Annotated in this window: 20 protein-coding genes and 2 pseudogenes; 14 read left to right on the top strand and 8 right to left on the bottom strand. The window is 72.2% G+C overall.

Features of this window, described 5'->3' with window-relative positions; genetic code table 11:
- Window positions 1–40: 40 nt before the first annotated feature.
- The 4 genes from ACWGJB_RS32275 to ACWGJB_RS32290 all read left to right on the top strand — a co-directional run bounded on the left by ACWGJB_RS32275 (window position 41) and on the right by ACWGJB_RS32290 (window position 4,203).
- Window positions 41–664: a DedA family protein gene (locus ACWGJB_RS32275; protein WP_453383637.1), complete on the top strand. Its 624-nt coding sequence runs from the start codon at window positions 41–43 to the stop codon at window positions 662–664.
- 328 nt (window positions 665–992) lie between these two features.
- The gene (locus tag ACWGJB_RS32280) at window positions 993–1,910 is read left to right on the top strand and encodes an NADP-dependent oxidoreductase (RefSeq protein WP_453383580.1); all 918 of its coding nucleotides are present in this window, start codon (window positions 993–995) and stop codon (window positions 1,908–1,910) included.
- Window positions 1,911–2,095: 185 nt separating this feature from the next.
- Window positions 2,096–3,535 (top strand): MFS transporter, encoded by a 1,440-nt coding sequence (locus ACWGJB_RS32285; protein ID WP_453383581.1) that lies wholly within the window; start codon window positions 2,096–2,098, stop codon window positions 3,533–3,535.
- Window positions 3,536–3,606: 71 nt separating this feature from the next.
- Complete coding sequence (locus ACWGJB_RS32290) at window positions 3,607–4,203, top strand: cysteine hydrolase family protein (protein ID WP_453383582.1); 597 nt, start codon at window positions 3,607–3,609, stop codon at window positions 4,201–4,203.
- A gap of 72 nt (window positions 4,204–4,275) precedes the next feature.
- On the opposite strand, the gene ACWGJB_RS32295 is transcribed toward ACWGJB_RS32290, so the two are convergent.
- Window positions 4,276–4,725: a MarR family winged helix-turn-helix transcriptional regulator gene (locus tag ACWGJB_RS32295; RefSeq protein ID WP_453383583.1), complete on the bottom strand. Its 450-nt coding sequence runs from the start codon at window positions 4,723–4,725 to the stop codon at window positions 4,276–4,278.
- A gap of 83 nt (window positions 4,726–4,808) precedes the next feature.
- On the opposite strand from ACWGJB_RS32295, the gene ACWGJB_RS32300 reads away from it, so the two are divergent.
- The 4 genes from ACWGJB_RS32300 (at window position 4,809) to ACWGJB_RS32315 (ending at window position 10,943) form a co-directional block, all read left to right on the top strand.
- The gene (locus ACWGJB_RS32300; protein WP_453383584.1) at window positions 4,809–7,682 is read left to right on the top strand and encodes an AAA family ATPase; all 2,874 of its coding nucleotides are present in this window, start codon (window positions 4,809–4,811) and stop codon (window positions 7,680–7,682) included.
- Between the two features lie 140 nt (window positions 7,683–7,822).
- On the top strand, window positions 7,823–8,362 hold the full coding sequence (locus tag ACWGJB_RS32305; protein WP_453383585.1) for an HdeD family acid-resistance protein: 540 nt from the start codon (window positions 7,823–7,825) through the stop codon (window positions 8,360–8,362).
- Window positions 8,363–8,456: 94 nt separating this feature from the next.
- The gene (locus ACWGJB_RS32310) at window positions 8,457–9,335 is read left to right on the top strand and encodes an LLM class F420-dependent oxidoreductase (RefSeq protein ID WP_453383586.1); all 879 of its coding nucleotides are present in this window, start codon (window positions 8,457–8,459) and stop codon (window positions 9,333–9,335) included.
- Window positions 9,336–9,410: 75 nt separating this feature from the next.
- Window positions 9,411–10,943 (top strand): GMC family oxidoreductase, encoded by a 1,533-nt coding sequence (locus tag ACWGJB_RS32315; RefSeq protein ID WP_453383587.1) that lies wholly within the window; start codon window positions 9,411–9,413, stop codon window positions 10,941–10,943.
- 22 nt (window positions 10,944–10,965) lie between these two features.
- Here the strand turns inward: ACWGJB_RS32315 and ACWGJB_RS32320 are convergent, their stop codons facing one another.
- The 6 genes from ACWGJB_RS32320 to ACWGJB_RS32345 form a co-directional block, all read right to left on the bottom strand.
- Window positions 10,966–12,186: a low temperature requirement protein A gene (locus ACWGJB_RS32320; protein ID WP_453383588.1), complete on the bottom strand. Its 1,221-nt coding sequence runs from the start codon at window positions 12,184–12,186 to the stop codon at window positions 10,966–10,968.
- Between the two features lie 129 nt (window positions 12,187–12,315).
- Complete coding sequence (locus ACWGJB_RS32325; RefSeq protein WP_453383589.1) at window positions 12,316–12,768, bottom strand: MarR family winged helix-turn-helix transcriptional regulator; 453 nt, start codon at window positions 12,766–12,768, stop codon at window positions 12,316–12,318.
- 140 nt (window positions 12,769–12,908) lie between these two features.
- Window positions 12,909–13,379: an MEKHLA domain-containing protein gene (locus ACWGJB_RS32330; RefSeq protein ID WP_453383590.1), complete on the bottom strand. Its 471-nt coding sequence runs from the start codon at window positions 13,377–13,379 to the stop codon at window positions 12,909–12,911.
- A 211-nt stretch (window positions 13,380–13,590) separates the two neighbouring features.
- Window positions 13,591–15,414, bottom strand: a complete 1,824-nt coding sequence (poxB, locus tag ACWGJB_RS32335) for a ubiquinone-dependent pyruvate dehydrogenase (protein ID WP_453383591.1) — start codon at window positions 15,412–15,414, stop codon at window positions 13,591–13,593.
- A gap of 47 nt (window positions 15,415–15,461) precedes the next feature.
- A complete protein-coding gene (locus ACWGJB_RS32340; protein ID WP_453383592.1) occupies window positions 15,462–16,307 on the bottom strand; it encodes an acetoacetate decarboxylase family protein in 846 nt (281 codons plus the stop codon).
- Window positions 16,304–16,936, bottom strand: a complete 633-nt coding sequence (locus ACWGJB_RS32345) for a MarR family winged helix-turn-helix transcriptional regulator (RefSeq protein WP_453383593.1) — start codon at window positions 16,934–16,936, stop codon at window positions 16,304–16,306. The genes ACWGJB_RS32340 and ACWGJB_RS32345 overlap by 4 nt, the downstream gene beginning before the upstream one ends.
- A gap of 178 nt (window positions 16,937–17,114) precedes the next feature.
- On the opposite strand from ACWGJB_RS32345, the pseudogene ACWGJB_RS32350 reads away from it, so the two are divergent.
- Window positions 17,115–17,573: pseudogene (locus ACWGJB_RS32350) on the top strand (YceI family protein); the annotation flags it as partial.
- 180 nt (window positions 17,574–17,753) lie between these two features.
- The gene (wrbA, locus tag ACWGJB_RS32355; RefSeq protein WP_453383638.1) at window positions 17,754–18,356 is read left to right on the top strand and encodes an NAD(P)H:quinone oxidoreductase; all 603 of its coding nucleotides are present in this window, start codon (window positions 17,754–17,756) and stop codon (window positions 18,354–18,356) included.
- A gap of 97 nt (window positions 18,357–18,453) precedes the next feature.
- On the opposite strand, the gene ACWGJB_RS32360 is transcribed toward wrbA, so the two are convergent.
- Window positions 18,454–18,858, bottom strand: a complete 405-nt coding sequence (locus ACWGJB_RS32360; RefSeq protein WP_453383594.1) for a tautomerase family protein — start codon at window positions 18,856–18,858, stop codon at window positions 18,454–18,456.
- A gap of 164 nt (window positions 18,859–19,022) precedes the next feature.
- Between ACWGJB_RS32360 and ACWGJB_RS32365 the strand changes: the two are divergent.
- The 4 genes and pseudogenes from ACWGJB_RS32365 to ACWGJB_RS32380 form a co-directional block, all read left to right on the top strand.
- Window positions 19,023–19,241: pseudogene (locus tag ACWGJB_RS32365) on the top strand (zinc-binding dehydrogenase); the annotation flags it as partial.
- A gap of 23 nt (window positions 19,242–19,264) precedes the next feature.
- Window positions 19,265–19,687: a hypothetical protein gene (locus ACWGJB_RS32370; RefSeq protein WP_453383639.1), complete on the top strand. Its 423-nt coding sequence runs from the start codon at window positions 19,265–19,267 to the stop codon at window positions 19,685–19,687.
- Window positions 19,688–19,729: 42 nt separating this feature from the next.
- Complete coding sequence (gene mdlC / locus ACWGJB_RS32375) at window positions 19,730–21,340, top strand: benzoylformate decarboxylase (protein ID WP_453383595.1); 1,611 nt, start codon at window positions 19,730–19,732, stop codon at window positions 21,338–21,340.
- Between the two features lie 11 nt (window positions 21,341–21,351).
- Window positions 21,352–22,101, top strand: a complete 750-nt coding sequence (locus tag ACWGJB_RS32380; RefSeq protein ID WP_453383596.1) for an SDR family NAD(P)-dependent oxidoreductase — start codon at window positions 21,352–21,354, stop codon at window positions 22,099–22,101.
- The last annotated feature ends 86 nt before the right edge of the window (window positions 22,102–22,187 follow it).

Genomic DNA, 22,187 nt, shown 5'->3' on the forward strand with positions numbered 1-22,187 from the left:
GAAAGCGACCGGCGAACGGGACGGGGAGGCGAGGACGGTGATCGCCGCCTTCAATCCGACGGACAGTGCCTCCTTGCTCGCCGCCTTCGGTGCGCTGGCCGTACTGGTGGTGATCTTCGCCGAGTCGGGGCTGCTGGTCGTCGGGTTCTTCCTGCCGGGTGACACCCTGCTCTTCCCGGCCGGCGTGCTGTGCGCGGCGACCGCGGACCAGCCGCCCCGGCTGGAGCTGTGGCAGGTGCTGGTCTGTGCGGCCGTCGGGGCGGTGGCGGGCGGCCAGGTGGGCTATCTGATCGGGCGGCACGGCGGGCGGCCGCTGCTGGCCCGGACCTCCAGTCGGCGGGTGAAGTCCGGGGCGGCCCGGGCGGAGCGGCTGCTGGCCCGCTACGGGTACGGCAAGGCGCTGGTGATCGGCCGCTTCGTGCCGATGCTGCGGTCGGTGCTGCATCCGGCGGCCGGGGCGCTCGGGGTGCCGGTGCGGCCGTTCACCCTCTGGCAGGCCGTCGGTGGTGTGCTCTGGTCGCAGACCTTCGTCCTCGCCGGGTTCGCCCTGGGCTCGTCGGTCTCGCACATCGACCGCTATCTGCTACCGCTGGTCGGCGTGATCGTCGCACTGTCCCTGCTGCCCGCGCTGGCCGAGGCGCGCCGGTCGCGGCGCCCCCGGTGACCCGGCTCAGGGTTCCCAGTGGGCCAGGCATTGCGGGGCCGCGGCGGTGCCGGTGAAACGGTCGGCGCCGAGCGGGGCGCGCAGCTCGGCGTTGGAGCGGTCGATCTCCGGCCGGGCCGTGTCGGGTACGCCGGTCCCGCGTTCGGTCGGTTCAGCCGGTGGGCAGCGCCTGGCAGCAGGAAGAAGAGGCGCTGGTCGGAATCGGATCACCTTTCCGGGAAGACAGCTGCGCCTCCGGGCCGTTGAATGCGCCGGCACGGTCGCTGTGCGGCATGCGGCACAGGACCGTCGAGGCCTGTCCGAACCGGAGGAGAGCGGTGATCACACGATGAAGGCGGTGCGGTTCCACGCGTACGGCGGGATCGATGTGCTGCGGGTGGAGGAGGTCGAGCGGCCGGAGCCCGGCCCCGGACAGCTGCTGGTCGAGGTCCGCGCGGCCGGGATCCAGCCCGGTGAGGTGATGATCCGCGAAGGCGCACGGCACGGACGCTGGCCGGCGGCGTTCCCCTCCGGGCAGGGCAGCGATCTGGCCGGCGTGGTGACCGGGGTCGGCCCCGAGGTGCGCGGTTTCGCGGTGGGCGACGAAGTCCTGGGCTTCACCCACGGCCGGGCGAGCCACGCGGAGTTCGTCGTGGTCGACGACGTGAACGTGGTCTCCCGTCCGCGGGGACTGTCCTGGGACGTGGCCGGGTCGCTGTACGTGGCCGGCACGACTGCGTACGCCAGTGTGTTCGCGGTGGATCCGGGGCCGGTGGACACGGTCGTGGTCTCCGGTGCGGCGGGCGGCGTGGGGTCGCTGGCCGTGCAGCTGGCGCGGCGGCGGGGCGCGACGGTGATCGGGCTGGCGGGCGAGCGGAACCACGCCTGGCTGACGGAGCGTGGCGTCGTCCCCGTCACGTACGGGGAAGGCGTGGCCGAGCGGATCCGGCGGGCCGCGGGCGGGAAGATCGACGCCTTCATCGACACCTTCGGCGACGGCTATGTGGAGCTGGCGGTGGCGCTGGGTGTGCGGCCCGAGCGGATCAACACGATCCGGGACTGGCAGGCCGCGGCCAAGGTGGGTGCGCGGACCTACGGGGAGGGTTCGGCGGCGTCCGCGGTCGTGGTCGGCGAACTCGCCCGGCTCGCGGCGCGCGGGGAGCTGGAGGTGCCGATCGCCCGCGTCTACCCGCTGGCGCAGGTGCGGGACGCGTTCCGTGACCTGGAACAACGGCACACCCACGGCAAGATCGTGCTCCGGCCCTAGGGCCTGTCTCCTGCGACCTGGTCCGCCGGACGGGCCCCGACCCCGCCGGGACCCGGCCCGCACTCGCGGGACCGGCGGACGGCCGGTCACCTCCCCCACCGAGATAGGCAGGCAGCCTGCTATAGTTTGACAGGTAGCCTGCCTAACTTTGTGGGCCGCACACGCGGGACGGGAGGAGCAGCACCTTGGGAACCACCGCCGACGCCGCCTCCGTACAGCAGGAGAAGGCACAGCAGGAGAAGTCTCCGCCGGGCAAGCCCTTCGGGGCCTCCTTCGTGACCCCGCTGTACATGGGCGCCGTACTCAACCCGATCAACAGCTCGGTGATCGCACCGGCCCTGGTGGCGATCGCGGCCGCGATGCACACCTCCGTGGGCGGCACCGCGATCCTGATATCGAGCCTGTATCTGACCAGCGCGATAGCCCAGCCGGCGGCCGGCCGGCTGGCCGAGGAGTTCGGGCCCCGGCGGGTGTTCTTCGCCGGCATCCTCCTCGTCCTCGTCGGCGGTGTCCTCGGCGCGGCCGCCCAGAACATGCCGTCGCTGGTCGCGGCCCGGGTACTCATCGGGGCCGGCACCTCCGCCGGCTACCCCTCCGCGATGCTGCTGATCCGCCGTCGGGCCAAGGCGACCGGCATGCAGCAGCCGCCCGGCAACGTCCTCGGCGGCCTGGCGATCGCGGGCGCCGCCACCGTCGCCGTCGGACCCGCCATCGGCGGCCTGCTGGTCGGCCGGCTCGGCTGGCAGACGGCGTTCTGGATCAACGTCCCCGTCGCGGTGGTCGCCTTCGTCATGGCCGCGGTCTGGATCCCCCAGGACACCGACCGGCGGCGCGGGCGCTCGGCGCGCGCCCTCGTCTCCCGTCTCGACCTGGCCGGCATCGCCGGCTTCGGCGGGGCGCTCACCGCGCTGCTGGTGTTCCTGTCCTCGCTGCCCGCCCCGGAGTGGCCCGCCCTCGGCGTGTCCGTCGTGATCGCCGCCGTCCTCGTGGCCTGGGAACTGCGCGCCGCCAACCCGTTCCTGAACGTGCGGCTGCTCGCCTCGAACCTCGCGCTCACCCGCACCTACCTGCGCAACGGCCTTACCCTGCTGGGTACTTACGTGATCCTCTACGGGCTCACCCAGTGGTTGGAGGCCTCCCGGGGACTCACCGCCTACCAGTCGGGCCTGGTCCTCATCCCGATGGGTGTCCTGTCGGCGGTCTCCGCCCGCGTGGTGTCCCGGCGCGGCCGGGTCCGCGCGCCGCTGGTCGTCTCCGCGGTGCTGCTGCTCGTGGGGGCCATGGCCACCGTGTTCGTGGACGGCGGCACGCCCGTGGCCGTGGTGGTCGCGATCACCGCGGTGTTCGGCCTCACCTCCGGGGCCGGCACGGTGGCGAACCAGACGGTCCTGTACCAGGAGGCGCCGCACGACAGCGTCGGCACCGCGTCCGGACTGCTGCGCACCTTCGGATACATCGGCTCCATCGCCTCGGCGGCCATCACCGGCACCGCGTTCCACACGCACGTCGACGACACCGGCCTGCGGCACATCTCCTGGGCGCTGGTCGGCATCGCGGCCGTCGTCCTCGTGATGACGGTCCTCGACCGGCAGCTGGCGCACACCGACCGGCACCCCACCCCGTGACCACTCTCCCCAACCGTCCGAACCCTCCGGGACCATCCGGAACCACCCGGCAAGACAAGAAAGTTCAGGTAATGACCACCACCGCCCCGCACCTCGACCCCGCCCGCACGGCCCTGTTCCTCATGGACTTCCAGCCGGCCGTCCTCGCCGCCGTGCCCGACCCGGACCAGGCGCTCTCCCGCGCCCACGCGGCCCTGTCCTGGGCCCGGTCCAACGACGTCCAGGTCGTCCATGTCCGGGTCGCCTTCGCCCCGGCGGACTTCGCCGCCGTACCCGAGCTCAACAAGTCCTTCGCCCCCGTCGCGCAGAGCGGGTTCCTCGCCGACGGCAGCCCCGAGGCCGCGCTGCACGAGTCGTTCGAGGTGCGGGAGCGGGACATCACCGTGCGCAAGACCCGTATCAGCGCCTTCGCCAGCACCACCGACGTCCGTGAACTGCTGCGCAAGCAGGGCATAGACACCCTGGTGCTCGCCGGACTGTCCACCGGCGGAGTGGTGCTGACCACCCTTCGGCAGGCGGCCGACGACGACTTCGGGCTCTACGTCCTCAAGGACGCGACCGGCGACCCGGACCCCGAGGTCCACCGGGTCCTGACGGAGAAGGTCTTCCCGAACCAGGCACACGTCATCGAGACCGGCGAGCTGCAGGCACTGACCAAGTCCGCCTGAGGCCGGACGGCAGAGGTGCCCCTCCCGTCCGGAGGGGCACCTCTGCCATGTCCCGAACCCCCTGCTCGGCCGTCACCGCCCGCTGTCCGCGATCCTGTTCATGATCGCCGCGGCCTTGAGCAGGGTCTCCCGCTCGTCCGGCCGCAGATGCGCGTCGATCGCCGCGCCGAGCCAGGTCGCCCGCGCGACCGGGATCATCCCGAACAGATTCCGCCCCTCGGTCGTGGCGTGGATGAGGGTCTTACGGCCGTCGCCGGGGTCCTTGCTGCTGGCGATCAGGCCCCCGGCACGCAGCGACGCGAGCGTCTCGGCCATCGACTGGCGGCGCACGTGCTCGGCCTGCGCCAGCTCGCTGGCGGTGACCGGGCCCTCCTCGACGATGCGGCCCAGCGTGGTCAACTGCGACCAGCTCCACCGCATGTCACTGGGGGCCGACTCGGTGCGCAGCCGGGCGCGCAGCCGGGTCATCGCCTTCATCAACTCGGCGGCGACCTCGGCCTCGGGCCTTGGGTCACTGGTCATCGGTCCACCCTACCCAGCGCTCACCCGGCATTTTAATCAACTATTTGCGCCGTCAAGCATTTTGCGGGGACTATATTCAAACGGTGAGCACCTCCGAAAGGCGTCGTCAGACCGAGGAGCCGCGCCGATCGCCGTCGAGCGGGGCCCAGCTGCTGGGGCGTGAGGCCGAACTGGCGCTGATCGACTCGCTGCTCGCCGGTCCCGGCCAGGGCAGCTCCGGTCTGCTGCTGCACGGCGAGCCGGGGGTGGGAAAGACGGCCCTGCTGGATGCCGCCGCGGCACGGGCCACGGCGTACGGGATGCGGGTGCTGCGCGCCGCCGGATCACAGGCCGAGGCCAAGATCGCGTTCTCGGCACTGCACCAGCTGCTCTACCCGGTCCGCCACGACGTCGACCGGCTGACCGAGCACCATCGGGACGCCCTCCACCAGGTCTTCGATCTGGCCCGGAGCCCGGCTCCGGAACCCCTGGTGGCGACGGCGCTGCTCGCCCTCCTGGAGCTGACCACCGCGGAGCGCGGGCTGCTGCTGATCGCCGACGACATGGCCTGGTTCGACGAGGCCAGCGCGGCCGTCCTGGGATTCGCCGTACGACGGATCGCGGATGCCCCGATCGTCTTCCTGGCCGCCTCCCGGACCGGGACCGAGGACCTCTTCCGCCGGTCCGGGCTGCCCGAGCGCACGGTCGAGTCGCTCGACACCCGATCGGCGGGCGCCGTCCTGGACGCATACTCCCCCGGGCTGGCCCCCGTGGTGCGCCGGCGCCTGCTGGCCGAGGCCGACGGCAACCCGCTGGCGCTCCAGGAGTTGCCCGTACCGCTCACCGAACGGCAGCGCGCCGGCCAGGACCCGCTGCCCGACCGCCTCCCGCTGTCCCGACGCCTGGCGGCGACCTGCGCCGGGCTGCTCGCCGAGCTGCCCGCGCCGACCCGCAGGCTCATGCTGCTGGCCGCCCTGGACGCGGATGCCGGGCTCACTGTGCTGCGCGCCGCGGCGCAGGGCTCGGCCGACCTCGACGACCTGGTCCCGGCCGAGCGGGCCGGTCTGGTCCGCGCGCCCGCGGCCGGCTGCGGTCTCACGTTCTGCCACCCGCTGATCGGCACGGCCCTGATGGAGCTGGCCCCGCCGCGCGAACGCCGGGCCGCGCACGAGGCGCTGGCCACCGCGTTGGCCGACGATCCCGAGCGCCGGGCCTGGCATCTCGCGGCGGCCGCCGCCGCGCCCGACGAGTCGGTGGCGCGGGCGCTGGACGAGGCCGCGCTGACCGCCTGGCGGCGCGGCACCGGATCCCCCGCCGACCTGCCGGCCCCGGTCGGGGCGCTGCTCTCCGACCGGCGGCGGATCGCCGCGTCCGCCGCGGTCACGGCGCTCGTGCGGGCCGGCGAGCTCAGTCCGCATCCGGTCGACCGGTCCCGCCGTCTGGTCGAGGCCGCCTTCCTCGCCACCATGACCGGCCAACTGGACCAGGTGAACCGGCTGTTGGCGGACGCGGGGCAGACCCCGGACACCCCGACCGGGCTGGTCTTCGCCGCCACCGCCCATCTGCTCACCCATGACGGGGGCGATGTCGACACCGCCTACCGGCTGCTGGCACAGGCCCTCGACCACGTCGCCTGCGAGGCGGAGAAGGACGACTGGGACCGGCTCGGGATCCTGTACACCCTGCTGCTGGTCAGCCTCTTCACCCTCAGACCCGAGCCGTGGAAGCTGCTCGACACCGCGATGGCCCGGTTCCCGCCGGAGGCGGTCAGCACGTTCCGGCTGTGCTACGACGCGTATGTCGACCCCACCCGCAAGTCCGACGCGATCCGGGAGGGGCTCGCGGACGCGTTCGCCGAGCTGCCCGTCGACGCGGCCCCCTGGCAGATCGTCCCGCTGGGCTTCGCCGCCGTCGCCCTGGACGCCCTGTCCGACTACCGGTGTCTGCTGCTGCGCATGATCGAACGGGAGCGGGACGGCGGCGCGATCGGCATGGTGATCCCCGCGCTGCTGCTGCTCTGCCAGGACTCCTACGTCCACGGGCAGTGGGACGAGGCGGAACGGCTCGCCCAGGAGGGGCTGGACCTGGCTTCGGCGTACGGGTACCAGTTCTGGGAGCGGCAGCTCAGGGCCGTGCTGGCCTCGGGCGCGGCGCTGCGCGGCCACGCGGATCTCGCCCGTGTCCGCAGCGAGGAGACCACGACCTGGGCGGCGCCGCGCGGCATGGACGTGACGGAGGGCTACGCCCGGTCGGCGCGCAATCTCGCGGCCATCGGGCAGGGCGACTACGAGGAGGCCCTCGTCCAGGCGGCGCAGCTCGGGCCGCCCGGTGCCCCCACCCCCGGCGTGCCGGGCCGGTGGATGGTCCTGGACTTCGTGGAGGCGGCGGTCCGCACCGGCCATGTCGAGGACGCCCGGGCGCATGTGCGCGCCGCTCAGAAGGCCGGGATTCCGCGGATCGGGCCGCGTACCGAGCTGATCACGGCGGGGGCGGCCGCCGTGGCCGCCGACGACGCGGAGGCCGCCGCCCTGTTCGAGGCCGCCCTCGCCCTTCCCGACACCGCGCGCTGGCCCTGGGACCACGCGCGCATCCAGTTCGCGTACGGCCAGTGGCTGCGCCGCACCCACGACATGGCCGGGGCACGGACCCAACTGGGCGCGGCCCTGGAGACGTTCGCCCGGATCGGCGCCGAGATGATGGCCCAGCGGGCCGCCGCCGAACTGCGCGCCACCGGTGTCTCCGTCGCCCGGCCCGACGCGGCGCCGGAGCAGCTCACCGCCCAGGAACTGCAGATCGCCGAGCTCGCGGCGACCGGCCTGAGCAACAAGCAGATCGGCGAGCGGCTGTTCCTGTCGCATCGCACGGTCGGCTCCCATCTGTACCGGGTGTATCCCAAGCTGGGCATCTCCTCACGCGCCGCTCTCCGCGGCGCACTGGAGGCGATGTCCGCCCCGGAACAGGACGACGAGACGCCGTAGCGCACGCGTCGCGGTCGCAGTAGCGGAACCAGTCGAATGACGGGTGGCACCGGACCGCGATGCCGATAGCCTCCGCCCGTCACGCGCTCCCAGGCCGAGGCGAAGTCGGCGCCACGGCACTCTCGTTCACGGAGGACTCCATGCTCAGTTCGCCCAACGCGCTGCTCTGGCGCGGCCTGCTGGCCGTCGTCATAGGCATCGTCTCCGTCTCCTGGCCGGGCATCACCGTCGGCGCGTTCGTCGTCCTGTTCGCCGTCTACGCGTTCATGTACGCGGTGATGGACGGGGTCCGCGCCTTCAGCAGCGACCGGGTGGGTCCCGTCCTCGGCCGGCTGCTGCTGGCCGTGCTGTCGGTGGTGGCCGGGGTCAGCGCCCTGGCCTGGCCGGGCATCACGGCACTGGTGCTCACCCTCTGGGTCGCCGCGTGGGCGATGGCCACCGGTGCCATGGAGGTCGCCCTCGCGTTCCTGCGCGGTGAGACGGCGGGTGAGCGGGCCCTCTTCCTGCTGACCGGCCTGGTGTCGGTGGCGCTCGGGTTCGTCCTGTTCGTGCGCCCGGACATCGGAGCGGTCTCGCTGGCCACCGTCTTCGGTCTGTTCAGCATCGTCCACGGCATCTCGGCGGTCTTCGCCTCGTCGGAGGTACGGCGCAGGCACCGCACGCAGCCGCTCGGCGGCTGAGCGATCGCCCAATTTCCTTGCTTGACAAAGCACATAGTGCGCCCGGCATACTCGATGGCGACAACCCTGGCGGCCCACGGCACGGAAGGCCCGCATGAACCTCGGCATCGCCATCGCGGATTTCACCCAGCCCGGCGGCCCGGCGGGCATCGCACGTCACGTGGCACAACTCGCCCGTAGCGCCGAGGAGTTCGGCTTCACCAGGATCGCCGTCATGGACCACCTCTTCCAGATCGGGATCGTGGGCGCCGCCGAGCAGGAGATGCTGGAGGCGTACACGACGCTGGGTTATCTGGCCGCGGCCACCGAGCGGGCGGAACTGCTCGCCCTGGTGACCTCGGCCGGTTACCGCGAACCCGGCCTGCTGGCCAAGATGATCACCACGCTCGACGTGCTCTCCGAAGGCCGCGCCGCCCTGGGCATCGGGGTCGGCGCGGGCTTCAACCTCGCCGAGGCGCGCGGACTCGGCCTGCCGTTCCCGCCTGTCGCGGAGCGGTTCGAGCGGCTGGAGGAGACCCTCCGGATCTGCCTGCAGATGTGGAGCGACGACGAGAAGCCCTTCACGGGCCGCCACTACCGTCTCGAACGCACCCTCAACTCCCCCCGCACACTGCGCCGGCCGCACCCGCCGATCCTCATCGGCGGCTCCGGCGAGCGGAAGACGCTGCGACTGGTCGCGGAGTACGGGAACGCCTGCAACCTGTTCCACGGCCCGGACCTCGCGCGCAAACTCGACGTTCTCCGCCGGCACTGCGACGAGGTCGGGCGCGACTACGCCGAGATCGAGAAGACGGTCCTGCTCCCCCTCGACCCCGGAGCGCACGGAGAGCATGTCCCGGCGCTGCTCGCGGAGTTGCGGCGGCTGGACCACATCGGCATCGACCATGTCATCGGACCGGTCCGCGGCGCCGACCAGCAGGCCGCGCTCCGGCTGCTGGGCGAGCGGGTGGTACCGGAAGCGACGCGGATCTGACCACCGGGCACGCCGCGAGAGCACTGCAGCCATTTATTTGCTTGCTGAAGCAATATATAGGACCAGGAGATTCAGATGACCACCACGAACGACCACCCCGGCCGGCACGAGACCGATGTCGTCATCGTCGGCGGCGGCTCCGCGGGCGCCGTACTCGCCGCCCGGCTCAGCGAGAACCCGCGGCGCACCGTCCTGCTGATCGAGGCGGGTCCTGACTACCCCGCCGACCGGGTCCCCGAGGGACTGCTGACCCCGCACCTGCTGGCCGACCCCGACCACGACTGGGGCTACAGCGCGCGTGCCACCGACCACGCCCCGCGCATCGCGGCGCCGCGCGGCCGGGCCATGGGCGGCAGTTCCGCCGTGAACGCCGGCGTGGCGATCCGGGCGCGGGCCGCGGACTTCGCCGCCTGGGGCGAGCGGTACGGCATCAAGGGCTGGTCCTACGAGGAGGTCCTGCCGGCCTTCCGGGACCTGGAGAACACACCGTCCGGCGACGACGCCCACCACGGGCGGACCGGCCCCTTCCCGATCCGCCAGTGGACCTACGAGGAACTCACCTCCCCCATGCGGGCGTTCGTGGACAGCGCCGCGAGCCTGGGCTTCCGGCGCAACGACGACTTCAACGGCGACCGGCAGGACGGCACCGGCGCCTACCCGGTCAACATCGTCGACGGGGTGCGCCAGAACACCGCGCTGGCGTATCTGACGCCGCAGGTGCGCGGCCGCCGCAATCTGACGGTGCTGAGCGACATCACGATCGACAGGGTGCTCGTCGAGGACGGCAGGGCGCGCGGTGTCGTCGACGCGTCGGGCACCGTCCACCGGGCCGGCGAGGTGGTGCTCAGCGCCGGGGCGTACGGCAGCCCGGCCATCCTGCTGCGCTCCGGCGTCGGCCCGGCCGAGGATCTGCGGGACCTCGGCATCGACGTGGTCGCCGACCTTCCCGTCGGGCGCCGGCTCCAGGACCACCCGTTCTTCCACTCGCTGTTCGCGCTCGCGCCCGGGCACCAGGACATGACGTCCGCGTTCGCCGCCCACCTGTGGCTCGCCTCCAGGGAGGCGCTCCCCGGTGAGCTGGACATCGCCGTCGTGGGCACCCATCTGCTGGACGGCTCGTTCAGCCCGACCGGCGGGGCGATGGTCCTGGCGGCGGCCGTCACCCGGCCGGAGTCGCGCGGCTCGGTGCGACTGGCGGACCGCGATCCGTACGCCGCCCCGGTCATCGACGACAACTACCTGGCGACGGACCGGGACCGGCGTCGCATGCTGGAGGCGGTGCGGCTGGTGCGCCGCCTCGCGGGCAGCGCGCCCCTCGCGGGCGCGGTGGCGGCGGAACTGGTACCGGGCGATGCCGTGGGCAGCGACAAGGAGCTGGCGACGGCGATCGGGACCGGTATCGCCACCTACGGCCATCCGACGTCCACCGCTCCGATGGGCGGGCCCGAGGACCGCTGGGCCGTCGTCGACGAGACCGGTGCCGTCAAGGGGCTGGCCGGACTGCGGGTGGTGGACGCCTCGATCATGCCGGAGGTGCCGTCGACCGTGACCAACGCGACCACGATCATGATCGCGGAGCACATCGCCCGGCGGGTGTACGGCGGTTGAGGACGCTGTCGGCCCCCGCGGGTCACAGGGCCGGTGTCTCGTCGCGGCCCAGCCGGCGGGCCACGGCGAGGCCCCAGGGAATGCCCAGGAGGACAACGAGCGCCGACCCGAGCAGGAGCGGTGCGGGACGGGCGGCGCCGAGGCCCAGGGCCGCGAGGGCCACGGCGGCACAGGTGCCGGCGAGCGGACGGTAGAGCTCCCGCTCGTCCCGCCAGGCCTCCAGGCCGGACGCGAGCAGCATCGTCGCGGCCAGTACGACGGCCACGCCCCCGCACAGCACCCAGGCCGTCGCCACGGGCGTGCGGTCACCGTGGGCGTGCTCGACCAGGCCGACCATCGCGGCCCCCATGGCGGTCACCGCCGCCGTCAGCGGCAGGTGCGTCAGCATCCACCCGAGGGTCACCGTGCGGGTGCGCCGGGGCGGACGGTGGCCGGCGAAGTCGAAGTACGTCCACCAGGCACCGAATCCGACCACCACCGCCACGAGCCCGACGGCGAGGCTCATGACGGTGGTCGGCTCGCTCGCCAGCCCGTCCACGACACCGGTCACGGTCTCGCCGAGCACGATGATGATGAGCAGCCCGAACCGCTCGACGAGCGCGTCGGTGAGGGCGAGCGCCGTTTCCTGGGCCGGAGCGGCCGCGAGGAGCATCCAGGCGAACCCGGCGACAAAGGCGAGGGCCAGCAGTCCCCAGGTCAGCAGGCGGGCGTCGGCCGGCAGGCCGGCGCTGGCGAAGAGGACGACCGCGCAGGACGCCGTACCGATCACGTACAGCCGGGTGGGTCTGCGGAACTCGGCGGAGCTGCCGCGTCCGGCCAGGAACCAGAGCGCGGCCAGGACGGCGAACAGGATGCCCGCGTTGATCGCGAAGTGGGCGCCCTCCGCGCCGCCGGCCTTGGGGATGAAGGCCCCCAGCGGGACGAGGACGAGGATCTGCAGGAGGAAGAGGCTGCGGCCCCGGGCGTCGTCGTGGCCGTGCAAATCGTGGTGGAGGGTGCCGTTGAGCCAGGCGATCCACACCAGCGCGAACACCGCGGCGAACTCGCCGAGGCCGTGCCAGGAGAGATGCGCCGCCAGGTGGTGGGCGGCCTGGGCGACCAGGACGACGACGATCAGGTCGTAGAAGAGTTCCAGCGGGCCGACCACCCGGTGCCGGGGCTGGTCCCCGTGGACCCTCGGCGGCCGCCACAACTGGCGTCGCAGGCGGGCCCAGCGCTCCTGGCTCTCCGGTCGCGGGGTCATGCCCGGGGTCTCGGCCGAGGTCGCTGCTGCATGACTGCTCTCCGGGTCACGGGCTGGAGGTGCGCTTCCGGCACTGTTTGACAGCCGTATATTAGCAGTCCGGCGCGTGGCCGCCCCGGCCCGTGAAGGTCAGTCGAGCTTCTCCACCACTGCTTCGAACTGCCGCACCATGGCCGGCACCGACCTGCCGTCGAGGAGGTCGACGACCCGCTTGCGGGCGCTCGCCAGATGCACCGGGTAGGCGTCCTGGAGGCGCTTGAGCCCTTCCGGGGTCAGGGTCGCGACATTGCCGCGGGCGTCACCCTCGTAGCGCCGCTTGACGACCTGGCCGCGGTTCTGCAGCGCCTCCACGACCCGGGTGATGCGGCTCGCCGACAGGGCGGTGGCAGAGGCGAGATCCGTCATCCGGAGCTCCTGGTTCTCGGCCTCGGAGAGGCTCATCAGGACGACGTACTCGGTGAGTGTGAGCCCCGTGGACCGCAGCAGATCGTCGTCCAGCGAGCGCGGCAGCGCGACGATGACGCGCATCAGGGCACGCCAGAAGCGTTCTTCTTGGGCGGTCAGTGGATCCTCGTCACTCATCACATCACAGTAGCGTGCTCAAGCAAGGAGTCTCAACCTTACGGACCACGTCAGGGGCTGTTCAGGGGCCGGCCGGACCTCGTCGGCGGCGGCGCGCACGGCGGACGCCTCCGGGCGAGTGTGTGAACCCTGGAGGCCCATCAGATGTCCGTCCACGAGCGGAAGACCGCCGCCTGTCCGTGGCAGGTTCCGTCCAAGTCGAGGAGGTTCCACATCGTGACGTCCTCTATCCAGAATCTGCGGCCAGACCCGGCGATCCTCAACCCTCGGTAACCGGAGGCGAACCCGTGCTCCGTCACCGATCGCACGAGGGCGTTCCTGTCGCCCTGCCGGTCCGGGTCGGCGGACAGCCGGGACGGGAGCCGGACGAACTCCTCCCAGCCGTACTCGAAGCACTTCTGCGCGGTCCTGTTCGCATAGACGAAGACCGGATCCGCGCCCGCGTCGTGTGCGAGCAGCCCGAAGGACGCGGACTCGTAGAGCCAGCGGGCCGCTTCCCCGGCGTCGGGGAACACCGAGGGGCACAGCGGGGTGCCGGTCAACCGCTGATGGCTGGAGAGGAGAAGGTGTGCGAAGCCCGGGCCCTGCCGGTGCTCTTCATGGAACTTCATGACCATCGGTGACCGCCTTTCGTCGCTTCCCGACGGGATGGTTCCACAGCGCGGCCAAGGCGACCGACCAGTGGGGGGACGGCCGACCCGCTGACCGAGCCGGCCCCGAAAGAGACGCCGAACGACGTGGACCGGGCTCTGTTCACGGCTCCGCCGGTGTCACCGGGCGCCGGACGGCCGCCGGTTCGAGGCCGGCCGCCCGGCCGCCGTGTCACCACACCTGCCGGTCCTCCTGGAGGGCGTCCGGCGGGCCGTGATGAGCCTGATCGGATTTCCCGGACCCCGGCTCCCCCGGCGCCGCCCAGGAGGACAGGTGCCGCACCACGTTCGTGCGGGCCAGTTCCAGGAGTTCGTCGCCGCGTCCCGAGAGCACGGTACGGGCGGCGTACAGGGCGAAGCCCCTGGCCTGGTCGATGGTGATCGTCGGCGGGACGGACAGTTCCTGCCGGGCGGTCATCACCTCCACCAGAGCCGGCCCGGGATGGGCGAACGCGGTGCGCAGCGCGTCGGCGAGGTCGGCCGGGCGCTCCACCCTGCTGCCGTGGATGCCCAGGGACTCGGCGACGTCCGCGAAGTTCGGGTTGTCGAGGTCGGTGCCGAAGTTCACCATCCCCTCCGCCTTCATCTCCAGCTCCACGAAGCCAAGGGCACCGTTGTTGAAGACCACGATCTTCACCGGGTGCCGCTGCTGCTTCAGGGTGATCAGGTCGCCGAGCATCATGGCCAGACCGCCGTCCCCGGACAGCGCGATCACCTGCCGGTCCGGACAGGCGGACTGGGCGCCGATCGCCTGGGGCAGCGCGTTCGCCATGCTGCCGTGGGTGAACGAACCGATCAGCCGGCGGCGGCCGTTCATCGTCAGGTAGCGCGCCGCCCAGATCACCGGGGAGCCGACGTCCGGGATGAACACCGCGTCGTCGGCGGCCAGTTCGTCGACGACCCGGGTCAGGTACTGCGGGTGGATCGGGGTGCGGTTGCGGTCGTCGACGGCGAGCCGGTCGAGGTGGGTGCGGGCGCTGCCGTAGTGGTCGCGCATCGCGTCCAGGTGCCCGGAGTCGGTCCTCGGCGCGAGCTTGGGGAGCAGGGCCTCGGCGGTGTCCCGCACGGTGCCGACCAGGGCCAGGTCGACCCCGGTGCGCCGGCCGATCTGCTCGCCTCGCACGTCCACCTGCACGACGGTGGCGTGCTCGGGCAGGAACTGCCGGTACGGGAAGTCCGTGCCGAGCATCAGGAGCGTGTCGCACTCCTCCATCGCGCGGTAGCCGGAGGTGAAGCCGAGCAGTCCGGTCATGCCGACGTCGTACGGGTTGTCGTACTCCACGTACTCCTTGCCGCGCAGGGTGTGCACGACCGGGGCCCGCAACGCCCCGGCGAGCCGCACGAGTTGGTCGTGGGCGCCGGCGCAGCCCGCGCCGGCCAGGACGGTGATCCGCTCGGCCCGGTTCAGAAGGGCGGCGGCCTGCTCGATCTCCGCGTCGGCGGGGCGCACCACCGGTGTGGTGGGCCGTACGGTGGCCGCCCTGCGCGGATGGTCGAGCCGGTGCTGGAGCACATCGCCCGGGACCACCAGGACGGACACCCCGCTGCGCTCGACGGCGGTCCGCAGCGCGATGTCGAGGAGGTAAGGGAACTGCTCGGGCGTAGAGGCCAGTTCGCAGAAGTCGCTGCACTCCCGGAACAGCTCCTGGGGGTGGGTCTCCTGGAAGTACCCGGTGCCGATCTCCGCGCCGGGGATGTGTGCGGCGATCGCGAGGACGGGGACCCGGCTGCGGTGCGCTTCGAACAGACCGTTGACCAGGTGGAGGTTGCCCGGTCCGCAGCTGCCCGCGCAGACGGCGAGCGAGCCGGTGACCGCCGCCTCGCCGGCGGCGGCGAACGCGGCGGCCTCTTCGTGCCGGTAGTGCTCCCAGGCCACCGACGGATCTCTGCGCAGGGCGTCGGTCAGTCCGTTGAGCGAGTCGCCGGGCAGTCCGTGGATCCGGGATACGCCCGCGTTCCGCAGGCCGTCGACCATGAGGTCGGCGATGGTGTGCATCAGCTTCCTTTCGTTACGGAGGCCGGGGCGCTCCCGGTCCTGTTCCGCTACTCGCTCAGCCGGTGCACTTCGGTCACGGTGTACGACGTCGAGGCGCGGAAGCCGCTGCCGGTGCGCACCGGGGCCAGGTCGGCGAGTTCCTCGCCCCGGGCCTCGAACAGGGTGATGTCGCCGGAGCCGACCCAGACGTCGGCGAGCGCCCGGTCCTCGAACTCGGCCATGACCAGCTCGTGCACGGCGGGCCTGTCGTACCGGCCGGCGGTCAGCGTCGGGAAGTGCCGGAGGTTGACCGTGGGCCGGAACAGGCTCGCGGGGTCGTCCGCCGGTTGCTCCAGGGTCACCCCGGCCTCCGCGAGGGTGTGCCCGGCCGCCGACAGGGACGCGCCGAACCTGCCGCCGGCCGCGAGGGACGGTGACGCCTTGCCGGGCGACGCGAAGACCCGGGTCTGGGCGACCGAGCCCAGCTTCTTCGGGAAGCCCTGCACCCAACCGCGGGCCATGGCGAGGTCGTTGTCCACGTAGATGTACGGGCACCAGGACACCGGCTCGTCCCCGAACCGGGCGTCCACCAGCAGCATGAACTCGCGGTACTGGCTGCGTACCGGGTCGAGGTACTCGTCGTTCCCGGCGGAGAACTGCCAGTCGACGAAGAGCGCCACCACACGCCCGTCGGACTCGGTATCGGGGGTCAGCCCCTCGGGGAGGGTCGCCGCGGCGGCCGCCGGGTCCGTCCAGAACTCGACGCCGACGATGTCGCCGGCGTAGTGCCACGGCGGAGCGGGGGCGAGGTTGGCCTCGCCGCGCGGTGACAGCGGGTATGTGTAGCCCTTCAGCAAGGGTGCCTCCAGAGAACGAAGGTCGAGCTGGAACAGGCCCATGCTGTGCTCGGTCACCCGGTCCCGGCTTGGGTCAAATGACTGACCGCTTCCCGGTAGCTGGAGGCCGCTGCCGGATACCCGGGGGGTTCGTCGGCGTCGGCTGCCGCGGACTCCTCGGCCGCGGTGCCGTCCCGGCCGGTGGGGCTCTCCTTCCGTCCCGCGCCCCGTTCGTACGGGGAGAGGAGGGGCTCGGCCAACGACCCCACCTGGTCGGCCAGCCGCCGCACCAGAGCGGGATCGAGCTGGTCCATGACGCGTCTGCGGGCGCTGGCGAGGTGCGCCGGATAGGCGCCGAGCAGCCGTTGCCGGCCGGCCTCGGTGAGCTCGGTGACGTATCCGCGGGCGTCCGTGCAGTGCCGCCGCTTGGTCACCAGGCCCTGGTCGCGCAGGTTCTCCACCACCCGGGTGATGCGGCTCGCGGACAGGGCGGCCGCCGTGGCCAGCTCGGTCATCCGCATGCTGTCGTCCTCGGCCTCGGAGAGGTGCATGAGGACGATGTACTGCGTGAGCGACAGGCCCGTGGCGCAGAGCAGGTCCTCGTCGAGCGCCCGTGGAAGAGCGACCAGCATCCTCTGCAGTGCACGCCAGAGTCGGTCCTCGTCGGTGTTCAGCGGACAGATGGGTTCGGGTGACTGTGCGGACATGTACCGGCCTCCCTTCCGTAGTGTCCCGGTCCTACCACTGAAGCACATGATTACTTGCTTGACAAAGCATTTCGAGCCGCGCCAAGATGCTTGCCGAGGCAAGCAACAGCGCCGTAGCGGACCAGCCGCGCGACGCCAACCGAGAGGCCAGCAGGGCATGAGCGTCGAATTGCCCCCCATGGGGACCTACGCGGTCGATCCGGAGCGGTCGTCCATCGGCTTCAGCACGCGGCACATGTTCGGCCTGGGCAGGGTGGACGGCACCTTCCGGGTGGAGTCGGCGAGCATCACGATCGCCGCGCCGGTCACCGAGTCGGCCGTGACCGCCGTCGTCGACGCGGGCAGTTTCCACACCGGGACCCCGCGCCGGGACGACCACGTGCGCTCCCCCGCCTTTCTGCACGCGGAGCGCCACCCCGGGATCCGGTTCGAGTCGACCGGGGTGAGCCGGGACACGGCCGGCCTCTGGGTGGTCCGGGGCCACCTCACCGTCCGTGGTCACCGCGCGCCGGTCGAGCTGACGGTGGACGCGCTGTCCGTCGAGAACGGCTCGCTGAAGATCTCGGCCTCCGCGACCGTCGACCGGTACCGCCACGGGCTGACCGCGGCGAAGGGGCTCGCGGCACGTCACCTGCGGCTCTCCCTGTCCGCCACCGCCCGTCCCGACCCCGGCCCGACGGCTTCGGCCGCCGGCGCCACGACGGCGCCCGCCGTCGAGACCACGACGGTTTCCGCCGTCGACACCGAAGCGGCTCACGCCGCCGGAAGCAAGGCGGCGTCCGCCGCCGAGACCACAGCACAGCGAGAGGAATTCCCCATGGCTCCCAAGGTCGCCGTCGTCTACTACTCGTCCACCGGTACCGTCCACGAGCTGGCGGAGGCCGTCGCCGACGGCGCCCGCAAGGAGGGCGCGGAGGTACGGCTGCTGCGCGTGTCCGAGCTGGCGCCCGAGGAGGCCATCGCGAGCAACGACGCCTGGTCGGCGCATGCCGCGGCCACCAAGGACGTCCCGGTCGCCACCGCGGCCGACATCGAGTGGGCGGACGCCGTGGTCTTCGGTACCCCCACCCGGTTCGGCAACATCGCCAGCCAGCTGAAGCAGTTCATCGACACGCTCGGCGGCCTGTGGGCGCAGGGCAAGCTGGCCGACAAGGTCTACAGCGGCTTCACCGCCACGGCCACCGCGCACGGCGGCCAGGAGTCCACGCTGCTCGCGCTCTACAACTCCGTCCACCACTTCGGCGGCATCCTGGTGACCCCCGGCTACACCGACCCGGTGAAGTTCGTCGACGGCAACCCCTACGGCACCAGCCACGTCAACAGCCAGGGTGCGATCCCGGTCGACGACACCGCCCGCAGCGCCGCCGAGTACCAGGGCAAGCGGGTCGCCTCCGTCACCGCGCGCTTCAAGGCCGCGTAACCGGCGATGACGCGGACGGGGGGGGGGCGGGGGGCCGGGGGGGCGCGCCCGCCCCCCCCCCCCCCCCGGCCGGGTCACGGTGCACGGCTGTCCGCTGTCAGGCCTCGCCCCGGCGCGCCAGCCACTCCTGCTCCGCGCCCGGTTCGGGCAGCACCTGGCCGCCTTCGACGGCGGACCGGGCGGGGCCGTCCTCCAGCACCACCATGACGTGGCTCTCCGGCACCCCGGTGACACGGGCGGCCGCCGAGGACAGCTCCAGCGCCAGCCGGGTCGCCTCCTCCTGCGGACGCCCGCGCCGGACCCAGCCGCTGACGATCAGCGGGGCCCCCGGCACCCCGCCGGCGAAGACACTGTCCGGCGGCGGCTCGGAGAAGATCACGTTCACGTAGGCCGGTGGCACATGGTTGACCGCCACGTGGATCCGGGTGATCTCGGCCGCCAGCTCGGCCTTCGACTCACTTGTCAGAGTTCCCTGTGCTGCGGTGCAGGTGTAGACGGGCATTTCGGCTCCTCCTCGAACGGGGCGGAATCGCTCACGGCAACGACGGAAGGGCTGTGATCGGCCGTGATGGAAGCAGTGGTCCTGGGTGTGGACCGGAAGATCGTGCTGGAGTCGAGGCCCGAACCCGGCGTCCGTCCCGATCAGGTGGTCGTGGCGGTCGACCTGTGCGGCATCCGATCGGGCAGCTGGCCTGCCGTATCGCCGCCCACCGGGGCGCGGACCGGATCGTCCTGGCGGAGCCGGCGCCGGAGCGCCGCCGCTTCGGCCCGGCCTCGGGCGCCGACCTGACGCTGAGCCCGGCCGAATCCGGTGCCGGGCTCGCCGAGTCCTGGGTGGACGTCGTGTTCGAGTACTCGGGCAACGCGGCGGCCCGTACGGAGGCCCTGCGGCTGCTGACCCCGGCGGGGTGCTGGTCAACGTGGGCGCGGGTCCCGGCGGCGGCTTCGACCCCGATGTCGTGCTGCTCAAGGAGATCACCATCCGCGGGTCGTTCGTGTACGGCTCGGAGTTCGACGACGCCGTCGGCCTGCTCGCCCGCGGCGACGTCCGCGTCGACGACCTCACCACGGAGATCGTCCCGGTCGGTGAGGCGCTGCGAGCCATCGACCCCCTTCGATCGGCCGAGGTGATGAAGGTGTTCGTAGCACCGAACGAGCTGACCCCACACTCCGACGGCCCAAGGTGTTCCGGCTTCGGTCATCCGACTGACGCCCGAACTGCGGTAGGAGCCCGCACCCGGCCGGGAGCCGCCCGGGCCCGTCGTCTCAGCAGACACTTCAGTCATCGGACGGAAGGCGTGGCGGCCACCCTCCAGTCAGTATGGGGGTGATCATCCCGATATCGGGCCCGCCACGAGAACCGGCAGGTTGCCATGACCGAACAAGCCACCGTCCGAACCGTGACCTACGACCTGCTGCGCTCCCTCGGGCTCACCACCGTCTTCGGTAATCCGGGGTCGACCGAGCAGACGTTCCTGCAGGAGTTCCCCGAGGACTTCACCTATGTACTGGCCCTGCAGGAGGCCTCCGTCATCGCCATGGCCGACACCTTCGCCCAGGTGACCGGCCGGCCCGCGCTGGTCAACGTGCACTCCTCGGCCGGGCTGGGCAACGCCGTGGGCAATCTGGTGGCCGCCTACCACGGCAACACCCCGCTGATCGTCACCTCGGGGCAGCAGCACCGGGAACTGCTGATCGGCGAGCCCTACCTGGGCAACCGCGAGGCCACCACGCTGCCCAAGCCGTGGGTGAAATGGTCGTACGAACCCGCCCGCGCCGAGGACGTGCCCGAGGCGTTCCTGCGGGCCTACGCGATGGCGCTGCAGCCGCCCGCCGGTCCCGTCTACCTGTCGATCCCCATGGACGACTGGAAGCGGCCGCTGTCCGGCTTCACCCGCACGCGGACCTTCAGCGACCGGGTGATGCCCGACCCGGACCGGCTGCGGATCTTCGCCGACCGCATCTCCGCCAGCAGCCGTCCCGCGCTGGTCTTCGGGCCGGAGGTCGACAAGGCCGGCGGCTGGGACGTGGCCGTCGCGCTCGCGGAGAGACTGCGCGCGGCCGTCTACGGCTCCCCGTTGCTGGACCGCGCATCCTTCCCCGAGGACCACCCGCTCTTCCGCGGCCCCCTCGGCATGTCGGTGAAGACCATCAGCGACCGGCTGGAGGGACACGACCTGGTCGTCGTGATCGGTGCCGAGGTGTTCCGGTACTACCCCTACGTCCCGGGCCCCTACCTGCCGGACGGCACCGAGCTCCTCCAGATCACCGGCAACCCCGACGTCGCCGCGTCCGCGCGCGTGGGCGACAGCCTGCTGGGCGACCCCAAGGCGGCGATCGAGCAACTCCTGGGCGCGGTTGAGGAGGGCACCGCCCGGACCGCTCCGCAGCCGATGGAGCGTCCCCGGGTACTCCCGGAGGCGCCGAACAGCCCGCTGACCCCGCCGGAGGTCTATGCCGCCCTGAGCAGCGTCAAACCGGCCGACGCGGTCATCGTCAACGAGTCGACCTCCACGATGGCCCAGCAGATCGAGTGGCTGCCCACCACCCGAACCGGATCCTTCTTCGCCACCGCCAGCGGCGGCATCGGGTGGGGCGCGCCGGCGGCCGTCGGCGTCGCCCTGGCCGACCGGCAGCGGGGTGTGGCCCGGCCGGTCGTCGCACTGATCGGCGACGGCTCCTTCCAGTACTCCGTGCAGTCCGTCTGGACGGCGGCGCAGCACGGGCTGCCCATCGTCTACGTCGTGATGCGCAACCAGGAGTACTCGATCCTCAAGTCGTTCGCGGTACTGGAGGAGACGCCGGGCGTGCCCGGCCTCGACCTGCCCGGCCTTGACATCGCCGGCGTGGCCCGCGGCTTCGGCTGCCATGCGGTCGACGTCGAGACGACCGAGGACCTGCAGCGCGAGTTCAAGGCGGCCCTGACCGCGGACACCACCACCGTGATCGTGGTGGCCACCCAGCCCCAGAAGGCGATGCTGTAACGGGAGCAGTGATGGATCTCGGACTCAAGGACCGCGTCTACATCGTCACGGGCGGCACCCGCGGCCTCGGTCTGGCCGCCGCCCGTGAACTGACCGCCGACGGAGCGAAGGTGGTGGTCAGCGGGCGCAGCACGCACTCGCTGGCCGCGGCGGAGGCGGAGCTCGGCGGCCCTGGGCAGGCCGTCGGCGTCGTCGCCGACAACGCCGACCCCGGGACCCCGGACCGGCTGATCACCTCGGCACACGGGGCGTTCAAGGGGCTGGACGGCGTGCTCATCAGCGTCGGCGGCCCGCCGACGGGCACCACGGACGCCATCGACGACGAACAGTGGCGTACGGCCTTCGAGTCGGGCTTCCTGGGCGCGGTGCGGCTGTCGAGGGCCGTCGCCGCGCAGCTCGGCGAGGGCGGGGTGATCGGCTTCGTCCTGTCCACCTCGGTGTACGAGCCGATCCCCGGCCTCGTCGTCTCCAACGCCCTGCGCCCGGCGCTGGCCGGCTACGCGAAGACCCTCGCGGGGGAACTCGGCCCCCGGGGCGTCCGCGTGGTGGGCCTGGTGCCGGCCCACATCGGGACCGACCGCACCCTCGAACTCCAGTCGATCACCGGCGACGCCGACAGCACCGCCGCGGGCATCCCGCTGCGCCGCCTCGGCACCCCGGAGGAGTTCGGCCGCACCGCCGCCTTCCTGCTGTCGCCCGCCGCGTCGTACGTCACGGGCACCATGGTGACGGTCGACGGCGGAACGCGGGCCAGTTTCTAGCAAGCTCCCGGCATTCAACTCTCCTTGACACACTCCCACTTGACCATGATGCTTGCCGAAGAAAGCAACTTGTTCGGCGGGAGAAG

It is taken from the genome of Streptomyces sp. NPDC054813 (assembly GCF_053611365.1).